A 13,190-nucleotide genomic window follows, 5' to 3' on the forward strand; every position below is an offset into this window, starting at 1 on the left:
TTCCGATGGGCAACGAAAGCCACGATTTCCTCCCCGACGATCCGCAACCCGGCCCCAGCTGGGGACGGTCGAACTGGCCCGCCGTGGGCGGCGCGTTCGAAGACGACCTGACCCAGGCGATGGACCCCACCGCCATGCAGGCCCGGATCAAGGCAGCGACCAAGGGTGGCCCTGCCCCCGATGGCCGCGCGATCGAGGAAGCCGCGGCGGATTCGATCCGCGCCATGATGCTGATCCGCACCTTCCGGGTGCGCGGGCACCTGGCTGCCGACCTCGACCCGCTGGGGCTGGCCCGGCAGAACCTGCCGGCAGACCTCTCGCCCGAATACCACGGCTTCGTCGGCGCGGCGCTGGACCGCAAGGTCTATCTGGGCGGCACGCTCGGCCTGCAGTGGGCGACCGTGCGCGAACTGGTCGACATCCTGCGCGCCAATTACTGCGGCAAGGTCGGCCTGGAATACATGCACATTTCGGACGTGGAGGAACGCCGGTTCCTGCAGGACCGGATCGAAGGCGGCGACAAGCACATCGACTTCACGCCCGAAGGCAAGAAGGCCATTCTGGCCGCCGTCATCCGGGGGGAGCAGTACGAAAAGTTCCTCGGCCGCAAGTATGTCGGCACCAAGCGGTTTGGCCTCGACGGTGGGGAATCGATGATCCCCGCACTGGAAGCGGTCATCAAGTACGGCGGCCAGCTCGGCGTGCGCGAGATCGTCTATGGCATGGCCCACCGTGGCCGCCTCAACGTGCTCGCCAACGTGATGGCCAAGCCCTATCGCGTGATCTTCCACGAATTTTCCGGCGGCACGGCCAACCCGGAAGACGTCGGCGGTTCGGGCGACGTGAAGTATCACCTCGGCACCTCGGCAGACCGCGAATTCGACGGCATCAAGGTGCACATGAGCCTGGTACCCAACCCGTCGCACCTGGAAACGGTCGATCCGGTCGTGCTGGGCAAGGTCCGCGCCAACCAGGCGTTCCGCGACGATCTGGGTGAAGGCAAGCACAAGCAGGTGCTGCCGGTGCTGATCCACGGCGACGCGGCCTTCGCCGGCCAGGGCATCGTCTGGGAATGCTTCGGCTTCTCCGGCGTGAAGGGCTACAACACCGGCGGCTGCATCCACTTCATCATCAACAATCAGATCGGCTTCACCACCAGCCCGCAGTTCTCGCGCGGGTCGCCCTACCCGTCCGACGTGGCAAAGGGCGTGCAGGCACCGATCATCCACGTCAACGGCGATGATCCGGAAGCGGTGACGTTCGCGTGCAAGCTGGCGATCGACTATCGCCAGACCTTCGGTCGCGACATCGTGGTCGACATGTGGTGCTATCGCCGCTTCGGCCATAACGAGGGCGACGAGCCGGGCTTCACCCAGCCCCTGATGTACGCCAAGATCCGCCAGCACCCCGGCGTCAGCAAGATCTATTCGGAGCGCCTGATCCGCGAAGGCGTGATCGACAAGGATCATGCCGGTGAAGTGGAAAGCCACTTCGTCGCCACGCTGGAGCAGGAATTCGAAGCGGCCAAGAGCTACAAGGCCAACCAGGCCGACTGGTTCGCCGGTCGCTGGACCGGGCTGCACGCTCCGGCCGACCCGGAAACCGCGCGCCGCAACGTGCCGACCGGGATCGAGACCAAGCTGTTCGAAAGCCTGGGCCGCACCCTGACCACCATCCCCGAGGGGCTGACCGTTCACAAGACGCTGGCCCGCGTGCTGGATGCCAAGCGCGAAATGTTCGCCACCGGCAAGGGCTTTGACTGGGCAACCGGCGAAGCGCTGGCCTATGGCAGCCTGTGCACCGAAGGGTTCAACGTGCGCCTGTCGGGCCAGGACTCGGGCCGCGGCACGTTCAGCCAGCGCCACGCGGTGTGGGTCGACCAGACCGACGAGCACAAGTACATCCCGCTCTCGACCGTGCCGCACGGCAAGTTCGAAGTGCATGACAGCCCGCTGTCGGAATACGGCGTGCTGGGCTTCGAATACGGCTATGCCAGCGCCGATCCCAAGACGCTGGTGCTGTGGGAAGCGCAGTTCGGCGATTTCGCCAACGGCGCGCAGATCATGATCGACCAGTACGTCGCCGCATCCGAAGCCAAGTGGCTGCGCGCCAACGGCCTCGTCATGCTGCTGCCGCACGGGTTCGAAGGCCAGGGTCCGGAACACTCGTCGGCGCGTCTGGAACGTTTCCTGCAGCTCTGCGCACAGGACAACATCCAGGTCTGCAACATCACCACCCCGGCCAACTACTTCCACGTGCTGCGCCGGCAGATGCACCGTCCGTTCCGCAAGCCCTTGATCATCATGACGCCCAAGTCGCTGCTGCGCCATCCGCTGGCCAAGAGCGAGGCGGGTGAGTTCATCGGCGATGCGCACTTCATGCGCATCCTGTCGGACACCAACGGCGCGGCCGATGCCAAGACCAAGCGCGTCGTGCTGTGTTCGGGCAAAGTTGCCTATGACTTGATGGAAGCCCGCAACGCCGCCGAGATCGACGACACGCAGATCATCCGCCTGGAACAGCTCTATCCGTTCCCCGGCGAACCGCTGGCCCTGCGCCTGTCGCGCATGCCCAACCTGGAAGAAGTGGTGTGGTGCCAGGAGGAGCCGAAGAACAACGGCGCCTGGTTCTTCGTCGAACCCTTCATCGAGGAAGCGCTTGCCGCCGCCAAGAGCAAGGTCGGCCGTGCCCGCTATGCCGGCCGTGTCGCCAGCGCCTCGCCCGCCACGGGCCTGGCCAAGCGCCATGAGAGCGAACAGGGCGCGCTGATCAGCCATGCACTGGGCCTGTCGGTCCGTTCCGAAATCCGTCGCCGCAAGAAGGCCTGAGGAAAGTCACCATGTCCACCGAAGTCAAAGTCCCGACGCTGGGCGAATCCGTTGCCGAAGCCACCATCGGCGAATGGCTGAAGAAGCCGGGCGAACCGGTTGCGCTCGATGAGCCGATCGCCAGCCTTGAAACCGACAAGGTCGCCGTCGAAGTCGGCGCGCCGGTCGCGGGCGTGATGGGCCAGTACATCGCGCAAGTGGGTGACAACGTCGCCGTCGGCGCGGTGATCGCCACGATCGAGGCCGGCTCCGGCGCTGCCGCCGCCCCGGCTGCTGCCCCCGCTGCCGCCCCGGCCGCGGCTCCCGCAGCGGCTCCGGCCGCCGCCCCGGCTGCTGCGGCCCCGGCTGCCGGCAACGAGGCTGCGGTCCTCTCCCCCGCCGTGCGCCGCGCGGTGCTGGAACACGGGATCGACCCTGCCACGATCAAGGGCAGCGGCAAGGACGGCCGGATCACCAAGGAAGACGTGCTGGCCGCCGCCGCCGCGAAGAGCGCCGCCCCGGCCCCTGTCGCCGCCGCTCCGGCTGCCGCGACATCGGGCGACCGCGGCGAGGAACGCGTCAAGATGACGCGCCTGCGCCAGACGATCGCCCGCCGCCTGAAGGACGCGCAGGATACTGCCGCGCTGCTGACCACCTTCAACGACGTCGACATGTCGGCCGTGATGAAGGCGCGCGAAACCTTCCGCGACAGCTTTGAAAAGAAGCATGGCGTGCGCCTTGGCTTCATGTCGTTCTTCGCCAAGGCCGCCTGCCTGGCGCTGAAGGACATCCCGGCGGTCAACGCCCGCATCGAAGGCGACGAAATCGTCTATCACCCCTATGTCGATCTCTCGGTTGCGGTGTCCGCGCCCAACGGGCTGGTCGTGCCGGTTGTCCGCAACGTCGACAAGATGGGCTTTGCCGACATCGAAAAGGCCATTGCAGACCTTGGCAAGCGCGCCAAGGAAGGCACGCTGACCATGGCCGACATGCAGGGCGGCACCTTTACCATCTCCAACGGCGGCGTGTTCGGCGGCCTGATGTCGACCCCGATCATCAACCCGCCGCAGAGCGCCGTGCTGGGCCTCCACCGGATCGAGGACCGTCCGGTCGTGCGCGACGGCCAGATCGTGATCCGGCCGATGATGTACATTGCGCTGTCCTATGACCACCGCCTGATCGACGGTCGCGAAGCGGTGACCGCGCTGAAGACGATCAAGGAAGCGATCGAAGATCCCACCCGTCTGCTGATCGACCTGTAAGGGACGCGAACCATGGCTGATTACGATTACGACGTCCTGTTCATCGGTGCCGGCCCCGGCGGCTACGTCGGCGCGATCCGCGCAGCGCAGGCCGGGCTGAAGACGGCTTGCGTCGAAGGGCGCGAGACGCTGGGCGGCACCTGCCTCAACGTCGGCTGCATCCCCAGCAAGGCGCTGCTCCACGGCTCGGAACTGTTCGAGGAAGCCGCCCACGGCGTGCTGGCCAAGTACGGGATCAAGACCGGCAAGGTCGAGCTGGACCTGGCCACCATGCAGGCCGAAAAGGCCGCATCGGTGAAGGGCCTGACCGGCGGGATCGAGTACCTGTTCAAGAAGAACAAGGTCGACTGGATCAAGGGCTATGCCACCTTCAAGGATTCCAGCACCGTCGAGGTTGCGGGCAAGACCTACACCGCGCGCGACATCGTGATCGCCACCGGTTCGTCGGTCACCCCGCTGCCGGGCGTGGAAGTGGACAATGACAAGGGCGTGATCGTCGATTCCACCGGCGCGCTGGCGCTGGACCGCGTGCCGGACCACCTGGTGGTGATTGGCGGCGGCGTGATCGGGCTGGAACTCGGCTCGGTCTGGCGGCGCCTGGGTGCCAAGGTCACGGTGGTCGAGTTCCTCGACCAGCTGCTGCCGGGCATGGACGGCGACATCCGCAAGGAAGCCGGCAAGATCTTCAAGAAGCAGGGCATGGAACTGCGGCTGTCGACGAAGGTCACGGGCGTGACGGTCAAGGGCAAGCAGGCCACGCTGACGGTCGAGCCGTCCGCTGGCGGCGCGGCCGAGACGATCGAGGCCGACTGCGTGCTGGTGGCCATTGGCCGCCGCCCGAACACTGCCGGTCTGGGGCTTGAGAATATCGGCCTTGAAGTCAACGCGCGCGGCCAGATCGAAACCGACCACGATTTCGCCACCAAGGTGGACGGCATCTGGGCCATCGGTGACGTGATCCCGGGGCCGATGCTGGCCCACAAGGCCGAAGACGAAGGCATTGCCGTGGCCGAGAACATCGCCGGGCTGACGGGCATCGTCAATCACGCGGTCATTCCGGGCGTGGTCTATACCATGCCGGAATTCGCGGGCGTTGGCCTGACCGAGGAAGCGGCGAAGGACGCGGGCCTTGAGATCAAGGTCGGCAAGTTCCCGATGATGGCCAACAGCCGCGCCAAGACCAATGGCGAACCGGACGGCTTCGTGAAGGTCATTGCCGATGCCAAGACCGACAAGGTGCTGGGTGCCTGGATGGTGGCCAGCGTTGCCGGAACCATGGTCGCGCAAGTTGCGCAGGCGATGGAATTCGGCGCGACGAGCGAAGACATCGCCTATACCTGCCACGCGCACCCGACCCATTCGGAAGCCGTGAAGGAAGCCGCGATGGCCGTGCAGGGCAAGCCGATTCATATCTAGGCCATTGCCCATCTGATCGGCGGCCAACGCCAAGCCTGTATATTCGGGGCCATCCGGCACGGTCGGGTGGCCCCGATCACTTTACCCCCAATTCCATTTTGCAAGGACCAAGCCCGTGGCCAAGACCATTGCCGTCAAGCTGACCAGCGACGAAATCGAAATGATCGTCGATGCGCTGGAAGTCGATCTGGAAGGCTATGCCGAAGCCGCGAAGGAAGCGCGCGGCAACAACAACCGCGAAGATGTGGCCACGTTTACCGAGGCCGCGACCCGCATCCAGGCCCTGATGAGCAAGCTGCAGGACCTGATCGAGGACTGATTTGCCGCACGCGGCGCCGGGGGCTAAGACTGCGGCATGAAGATCAGCAGGATCATGCGGCACTTCGCCCGTTGGCACATCTGGCTGGGTTGGCTGATCGCCATTCCACTGCTGCTGTGGACGGCCAGCGGCCTGCTGATGGTGCTTCGTCCGATCGAGGAGGTGCGCGGCACCACGCTGCACCGTGATCACCCGCCGCAGCCCGTGCGCATTACCCTGTCCGGCGGGCAGACTGGCGCGCTCCTGCTGCGCGAGGGGCAACTGCTCAACCAGCGGGGCAAGTCGATCCTGCTGGCAACCGCGATGGATGGCACGGTCACCCGGATCGACCTGTCGGACGGCAATGTCCCCCTGCCCCCTGTCGATGAAGCCGAGGCCCGCCGCGCGGTCGCCCACGCGATCAAGGGCGGCGATCGGGTTGCGGCGGTGCGGTTCTATCCCGCGAACGCCGTGCCATTCGATTTCCGCAGGCCAATGCCGGTCTGGCAGGTGACGCTGGACGATCAGACCCGCGTCTATGTCGGGCGTGCCACGGGCGAGATCGAAGCGGTGCGCACCCGTTGGTGGCGGGCGTTCGATTTCATGTGGGGCCTGCACATCATGGACCCGGTGGAGCGCGAGGATACCAGCCACCCGCTGCTGATCGCCAGCGCGGCGCTGGCGTTGCTGGGCGTGCTGCTGGGCTCCGCCCTGTTGTTCCGGCGACGGCGGGCTCCGCGATCATGATCCCGATCATCCCCGCCCCGCTCGACCTCCTGGGCACTGCGGTGTTCGCGCTGACCGGGGCGCTGCTCGCCGCGCGGCTGCGGCAGACGTTCGTGACGATGGCCTTTTTCGCGCTGATTACCGGGGTTGGCGGCGGTTCCGTGCGCGACCTGCTGATCGGCGCGCCGGTGTTCTGGGTACGCGATCCGTGGGTGGCCCCGGTCTGCCTGACCGTCGCGCTGGTGGCGTGGTTCACGCCGCGCAAGTGGTGGGAAGGCCAATTGCTGGAGTGGGCGGATGCCGCCGGCCTTGCCGCCTATGCCGTGCTGGGAACTGCGAAGTCCCTAGCGCTGGGGGTCGCACCGGTCCCCGCCGTGCTGATGGGGATCATTACCGGCTGTGTCGGCGGGATCATCCGCGACGTGCTGGCCGGGCGCCCATCGATCCTGATGCGGCCGGAACTTTACGTGACCGCCGCCGCCCTCAGCGCCGGGCTCTGCGCGGCGGGTGATCTGCTGGACCTGCCGCGCGAAATCGCGTGGAGCGCGGCTGCACTGGCCGGGTTTGCGCTGCGCGGGGCGGCGATCCGCTTTGGGATCCACCTCCCCGCCTATCAGCGGACAGAGGATTAGGCGCGCGGCAGCTCCTTCAGCGGGCGCGAGGCATCCGCCAGGTCCTCCGGCGCGATCACCGCGCCTTCTTCCACCAGCTTGCGGGCCTGGACATAGTCCTTCATCGCGTTGACCGCATCGATGGCGATCAGCCTGCCCTGCTTGAGGTACAGCACCGAGAAGCTGCGCGCCGCCGGATCGCCGCGCAGCACGGTCGCGTCATGGCCGCCGGACAGACCGACCGTCTGCAGCTTCAGGTCATACTGGTTCGACCAGAACCACGGCGTCGCGGCATAAGCCTGCGGATTGCCCAGGATCGACTTCACCGCGGTCGCGGCCTGATCGTTGGCATTCTGGACCGATTCCAGGCGGATCACGGCGCCACCGGCAAAGCCGTTGGCGTGGGCCGCGCAATCACCGATGGCATAGACATCCGGCAGGCTGGTACGGCAGAATTCGTCCACGTCCACGCCGTTGCCACCCGCCGCGCCAGCCGCCAGCAGCGGCCCGACCGCCGGGATGATGCCGATGCCGACGATCACCAGCTGGCATTCGATCACGCTGCCGTCGGCCAGCTTCACGCCGGTCACCCGGGTGTCGCCCAGAATTTCATCAACTCCGGTTTCGGTGCGCAGGTCCACACCGTGGGCCCGGTGTTCGGCTTCGTAGAACTCGGACAGCTGCGGCCCCGCCACGCGGGCCAGCACACGCGGCAGCACTTCCAGCAGGGTCACGTCCTTGCCCAGCTTGCGCAGCACGGCGGCCGCTTCAAGGCCGATGTAGCCGCCGCCGATCACGACCACGCGCGACACAGCGCCCAGTTCAGCTAGGATCGCATCGGCGTCTTCGCGGGTGCGCACCCCGTGGACGCCGGGCAGTTGCGCGCCGGGAATGGTCAGCTGGCGCGGATCGCCGCCCGTCGCCCAGATCGCGCTGCCGTAAGTGCAGGTTCGCCCGTCCGACAGGGTGACGGCCTTTGCCGCCGGATCGATGGCGGTCACTTCCACGCCCAGCACCAGGTCGATGCCCTTGCCTTCCCAGAAATCGGGCTGGCGGATGTAGAGCCGGTCGAACGTCTTGTCGCCAAGCATGTATTCCTTGGACAGCGGGGGGCGTTCATAGGGCGGTTCGTGTTCGCGGCCGATCATCCCGACCGAACCCTCGAACCCCTGCTGGCGCAGCTGGATCGCGGCCCCGGCCCCGCCCTGCCCCGCGCCGACAATCAGAACATCATAATGCATCGCTTGAACCCCTCGTCCGGTGCCAATCGCCTAGGCTGCGCACCGCGCGCCGACAAGGGTGCAGCGCTACATTTTCGGCCATCCACACGCAACAAACGAAAACCCCTCCCCGCGAGGGGGAGGGGCATTCTTGCGCCCGGACCGTGGTCCGGACATCGCGGCGTGGATCAGATCCGTTCGATGATCAGGGCCGGGGCCATGCCGCCCGCCGCGCACATCGTGATCAGGCCATAACGGCCCCCGGTCCGCTCCAGCTCGTCCAGCGCGGTGCCGATCAGGATCGAACCGGTCGCGCCGATCGGGTGGCCCAGCGCCATCGCGCCGCCGTTGGGGTTTACCTTGGTGCGATCGAGATCGAGATCGCGGATGAACTTTTCCGCGACGACCGCGAAGGCCTCGTTGATTTCCCAGTGATCGATGTCGTCCTTCTTAAGGCCGGCCTTTTCGAGCACCTTCTTCGCCGCCGGAACCGGGGCGTTGAGCATCAGGGTCGGGCAATCGCCCTGGTTGGCATAGGCCACGATCCGGCCGCGCGGCTTCAGGCCGTGCTTCTCGGCGTATTCCTTGCTGGTGATCAGCACGGCAGCCGCGCCATCGACCACGCCAGAGCTGTTGCCGGCATGGTGCACGCCCTGCCAGTCCAGTTCCGGATAGACGCGCTGGATCTGCTTCTTGAAGGTCACGCCGCCGCCGAGGTCGAAGTTGGCGAGGCCATCAAAGCTGGCCTTGAGCGCCGAGAGGCCTTCCATGGTGGTTTCCGGACGCGGGAATTCCTCGCGGTCCAGCGCCACGCTGCCGTCCTCGTTGTAAACGGTGACGAGCGAGCGGTCGAAGCGGCCTTCGCGGATCGCGCGGTCGGCCCGTTCCTGGCTGACCAGCGCCAGCGCATCGAGCGCCTGACGGTCAATCCCCTCACGCGCGGCGATCGCATCGCCGCACACGCCCTGGTGCGACTGGGGATGGATCGCGTCGAGCGCCATGTTGCCCGAACCCATGCCCAGCGGCTTGATGCCCGCGTTGGCTTCCTCGGCGCCGATGGTCTGGGTATAGCTCATCATCTCGGTCCCGCCGGCGATGACGCAGTCTTCCATGCCCGACATGACCGACGCAGCCGCAAAGTTGACCGAGCTGATCCCGCCGCCGCAGAACCGGTCGAGCGTGGTGCCCGACGCCTTGATGTCATAGCCCGCAGCCAGCGCGGCCATGCGGCCAAGGTCGCCGCCCTGCTTGCCCTTCTGGGTGCTGGTCGACCAGACGATGTCGTCCACGGTCGCGGTGTCGAGGTTGTTGCGATCGCGGATCGCCTTGAGCACGGTGGCGGCAAGGTGCTGCGGGTGCAGGTGCGAAAGCGCGCCCTTGCCGGGCTTGCCAACGCCGCGCGGGGTGCGGCAGGCGTCGATGATATAGGCTTCGGCCATTGGTGTTCTCCTTTAGCGGTCGGGGTCAGGCCAGCATGCTGGCCATGCGGCCCCGGATGATCGTTTCGGCATCGGCGACGATGCGGCTCACAAGGTCCTGGCAGGTTGGGATGTCATGGATCAGGCCCTGGATCATGCCGGCCGTCCAGATGCCGTGTTCGGTATCGCCCGAATCCAGCCCTTCCTTGCCGCGCACGCCCTTGACCAGGTGGGCGACTTCCTCGAACGGCTTGCCCTCGGCCTCGGCCGCGACAACCGCCTGCGCGATATTGTTCTTCGCCACGCGCGCGGTGTTGCGGAACGTACGGAAGATCAGCGCGGTGGAACGCTCGTCATTGTCCACCATCGCCTGCTTGAAGTTCTGGTGGATCGGCGCTTCGACCGTTGCGCAGAACCGGGTGCCCATGTTGATGCCTTCGGCCCCCAGCGCCAGCGCCGCCGCCAGACCGCGCCCGTCCCCGAACCCGCCAGAGGCGAGCAGCGGGATCCTGACCTTGTCGGCCGCAGCCGGGATCAGGATCAGGCCGGGAATGTCGTCCTCACCGGGGTGACCGGCGCATTCGAACCCATCGATGCTGATAACGTCCACGCCCGCCTTTTCCGCCGACAGCGCGTGACGCACCGCGGTGCACTTGTGCAGGATCTTGATGCCATGCGGCTTCATCATCTCCCAGAGCTCGCGCACCGCCGGGGTGCCGGCGGTTTCCACCACCTTCACGCCGCTGTCGATGATCGCCTGGGTATAGGCCTTGTAATCGGGCGGGTTGATCGTCGGGAACACGGTCATGTTCACGCCGAACGGTTTAGACGTCATGCCCTTGCACCGCTCGATCTCGTCACGCAGCGCCTGGGCGCTCGGCTGGGTCAGGCCGGTGATGATCCCCAGCCCGCCCGCGTTGGACACGGCGGAGGCCATTTCGGCGGTCCCCACCCACTGCATCCCGCCCTGCACGATGGGATGCTCGATCCCCAGCAGCTCGGTAATCCTGGTCTTGATAGCCATTGGTTCCCCCTCCTCAGGCCGGAATCTGGTTGAACGGCACGCCCTTGTCCGGCCGGTGATCCTGCGGCAGGCCGAGGATGCGTTCGGCAATGGTGTTCAGCAGCACTTCGTCCGACCCGCCCGCGATGCGGCCCGTCGGAGCGTTCAGCCAGCTCGCACCCCAGTCTTCCTTGACGTAGGCGTGCGGATCGAAGTGCAGCGAGAGATTGCCCTGCAGGTCCATCGCCAGCTCCGACAGCTTCTGACGGCTGCGCACCGCGACCAGCTTTTGCAGCGAACCTTCCGGCCCCGGCTCCATCCCGGCCTGCATCATCTGGAACGCGCGCTTGGTGATCGAATCCAGCCCGCCGCGCATGGCGTGGTTGCGGGCAATGGCCGAACGGACGCGGCCATCGGCCAGCGCCGGACGCCCGTTGATGTCGAGCCCCTTCACCAGATCGGTGAACACGTCGAGGTGCGGACCAAACCCGCCGCTGTCGGTCGCGATGTAGCGTTCAATCATCAGCGTGGTCAGCGCCACGCCAAAGCCGCCGCCAACCGGGCTCATGCGCTGGGAATCTTCCAGGCGAACATCGTCGAAGAATACTTCGTTGACGTGGCTGTCGCCGCCCGCCAGCTTGATCGGGCGCACTTCGACGCCCTTGGCCTTCATGTCGACCCAGAAATAGGTCAGGCCCTTGTGCTTTTCGACGGTCGGGTCCGTGCGGACCACGATCACGCCATAGTCGCAATACTGCGCCCAGCTGGTCCAGACCTTCTGCCCGTTCATCTTCCAGCCGTTGCCGTCCGGCTCGGCGCGGGTGCGCAGGCCGGCAAGGTCAGAACCGCCCGCCGGTTCGGAGAACAGCTGGCACCAGATCTCCTCGCCGCGCAGCGCCTTGACCACGCGTTCCTTGACCCAGGCGGCATGTTCGTTGTTCGCGCCCAGCCCGAAGCGCATCAGGATCGGCACCGGCATCCCCAGCGAGATTCCGAAGAACACCGTCGGCATGCCGAACTGCATTTCTTCCGAATCGTAGGTGATCTTTTCGAGGTGGCCGAGGCCCTGACCGCCCATGGCCTTGGGCCAGTTGATGCCGGCATAGCCCGCTTCATACTTCAGCGCCTGGAATTCACGCCCCAGCGCCAGTTCTTCCTCAACCGTCATGCCCCGGCGCGCGTCGCGGCCATACTTGGGGTTCATGCTCTCCAGCCAGGCGCGCGCCTTGGCCCGGTAGGCTACCAGATCGGTCATGCCGCCACTCCCGTCAGCTGTTCGACCAGCAGGTCTTCCCAGAAATACAGATTGCCCGTTTCCACGGCCAGGCTGCGCGCCCGGCGCATGTGCAGGTGCAGCCCCTGTTCCCATGTCACCCCGATGCCGCCATGGATCTGGATGCAGTCGCGAGCGTTGGTATCATAGGCTTCGGTCGCGGAAATCCGCGCGTCGGCGGCGGCGATCAGGAAATCATCCTGCCCTTCGCGCGCCGCGGCGTGGATGCAGTTGGCGCGGGCGATTTCCACCAGGCCATACATTTCCGCGATGCGGTGCTTGATCGACTGGAACGCGCCGATCAGCTGCCCGAAGGCCCGGCGCGTAACCGCATAGTCACGGGCAATGTAGAGCAGCGCCTCGGCCCCGCCGACCTGCTCGTGCGCGGTGACAACCGCCATCCGCGCCAGCACATCGCGTGCCAGAGCCAGCGCGGCATCGCCTTCGGCCAGCAGCGTGGCGGGCGTTCCGGCAAAGGCCAGGTCGGCATAGAGCCGCGAATTGTCATAGCTGTCGACCGGCGTGCGCGCGGCGTCTTTCAGTTCGGCAAGAACCATCGCGGGCTTGCCATCATGCGTGGCCCAGACCACGGCGACATCGGCCTTGAGCGCGCCCGGCACGCCTTCCTTCGCGCCCGACAGCTTGCCACCGGCGAACGTGGTGGTCGGCAGCGGCGGCAGCGGAGCGGCGCCTTCGGCAAAAGCCACGGTCGCCAGGGCTTCGCCAGCCGCCAGTCGGGGCAGCCATGCGGCCTGCAGTTCGGCATTGCCCGAACCGATCAGCGCCTGCGATGCGCCATAACCGATGGTCAGGAACGGCGCGCCAGCCGTCGCCGCGCCGGTTGCCTGGGCGACGAGGCCCAGCTCGACCAGACCCAGCCCAAGCCCGCCATGTTCTTCGGGAATGGCGAGCGCGGTCCAGCCCTGCTCCACCGCCGTATCCCAGAACGGCTTGTCGTATTCGCCAACCTGTTCCAGCAACTTCAGCAGGCGGTCTTTCCCGACCCGCGCATCCAGCACGCGCCGCGATTCGGTCGCGATGGCTTGCTGGCCTTCGTCATACAATATCGACATGGGCGATTCTCTCCCTATTCCGATTCCCGGTTTAATCGCTCGATTAAATTTGGCAATGCGCTACGTTGAGTCGGAACGCAAGG

The 13,190-nt window shown here is 66.3% G+C and carries 11 protein-coding genes; 6 read left to right on the top strand and 5 right to left on the bottom strand.

The genetic code is table 11. From position 1 onward, the window contains the following. Positions 1-5: 5 nt before the first annotated feature. The 6 genes from IE113_RS08425 to IE113_RS08450 all read left to right on the top strand — a co-directional run bounded on the left by IE113_RS08425 (position 6) and on the right by IE113_RS08450 (position 7,141). A complete protein-coding gene (locus IE113_RS08425; RefSeq protein ID WP_189540391.1) occupies positions 6-2,828 on the top strand; it encodes a 2-oxoglutarate dehydrogenase E1 component in 2,823 nt (940 codons plus the stop codon). Between the two features lie 11 nt (positions 2,829-2,839). Further along, complete coding sequence (gene odhB, locus IE113_RS08430) at positions 2,840-4,069, top strand: 2-oxoglutarate dehydrogenase complex dihydrolipoyllysine-residue succinyltransferase (protein ID WP_189540393.1); 1,230 nt, start codon at positions 2,840-2,842, stop codon at positions 4,067-4,069. Between the two features lie 12 nt (positions 4,070-4,081). Next, positions 4,082-5,485, top strand: coding sequence for a dihydrolipoyl dehydrogenase (lpdA, locus tag IE113_RS08435; RefSeq protein WP_189540395.1), 1,404 nt, complete (start codon positions 4,082-4,084; stop codon positions 5,483-5,485). Between the two features lie 115 nt (positions 5,486-5,600). After that, the gene (locus IE113_RS08440) at positions 5,601-5,804 is read left to right on the top strand and encodes a hypothetical protein (protein ID WP_189540397.1); all 204 of its coding nucleotides are present in this window, start codon (positions 5,601-5,603) and stop codon (positions 5,802-5,804) included. 36 nt (positions 5,805-5,840) lie between these two features. Continuing rightward, positions 5,841-6,530: a PepSY domain-containing protein gene (locus tag IE113_RS08445; RefSeq protein ID WP_189540399.1), complete on the top strand. Its 690-nt coding sequence runs from the start codon at positions 5,841-5,843 to the stop codon at positions 6,528-6,530. After that, on the top strand, positions 6,527-7,141 hold the full coding sequence (locus IE113_RS08450) for a trimeric intracellular cation channel family protein (protein WP_189540402.1): 615 nt from the start codon (positions 6,527-6,529) through the stop codon (positions 7,139-7,141). The genes IE113_RS08445 and IE113_RS08450 overlap by 4 nt, the downstream gene beginning before the upstream one ends. Here the strand turns inward: IE113_RS08450 and IE113_RS08455 are convergent. The 5 genes from IE113_RS08455 to IE113_RS08475 all read right to left on the bottom strand — a co-directional run bounded on the left by IE113_RS08455 (position 7,138) and on the right by IE113_RS08475 (position 13,107). Continuing rightward, a complete protein-coding gene (locus IE113_RS08455; protein WP_189540404.1) occupies positions 7,138-8,361 on the bottom strand; it encodes an NAD(P)/FAD-dependent oxidoreductase in 1,224 nt (407 codons plus the stop codon). The two genes, IE113_RS08450 and IE113_RS08455, sit on opposite strands and share 4 nt — an antisense overlap. Before the next feature lie 167 nt (positions 8,362-8,528). Continuing rightward, on the bottom strand, positions 8,529-9,779 hold the full coding sequence (locus IE113_RS08460) for an acetyl-CoA C-acetyltransferase (protein ID WP_189540406.1): 1,251 nt from the start codon (positions 9,777-9,779) through the stop codon (positions 8,529-8,531). 25 nt (positions 9,780-9,804) lie between these two features. After that, positions 9,805-10,782: an NAD(P)H-dependent flavin oxidoreductase gene (locus IE113_RS08465; RefSeq protein WP_189540408.1), complete on the bottom strand. Its 978-nt coding sequence runs from the start codon at positions 10,780-10,782 to the stop codon at positions 9,805-9,807. 13 nt (positions 10,783-10,795) lie between these two features. Beyond that, complete coding sequence (locus tag IE113_RS08470) at positions 10,796-12,016, bottom strand: acyl-CoA dehydrogenase family protein (protein ID WP_189540410.1); 1,221 nt, start codon at positions 12,014-12,016, stop codon at positions 10,796-10,798. Beyond that, positions 12,013-13,107, bottom strand: a complete 1,095-nt coding sequence (locus IE113_RS08475) for an acyl-CoA dehydrogenase family protein (RefSeq protein ID WP_189540412.1) — start codon at positions 13,105-13,107, stop codon at positions 12,013-12,015. The genes IE113_RS08470 and IE113_RS08475 overlap by 4 nt, the downstream gene beginning before the upstream one ends. Positions 13,108-13,190: the final 83 nt, after the last annotated feature.

The organism is Novosphingobium arvoryzae (assembly GCF_014652615.1).
GTDB lineage: Bacteria > Pseudomonadota > Alphaproteobacteria > Sphingomonadales > Sphingomonadaceae > Novosphingobium > Novosphingobium arvoryzae.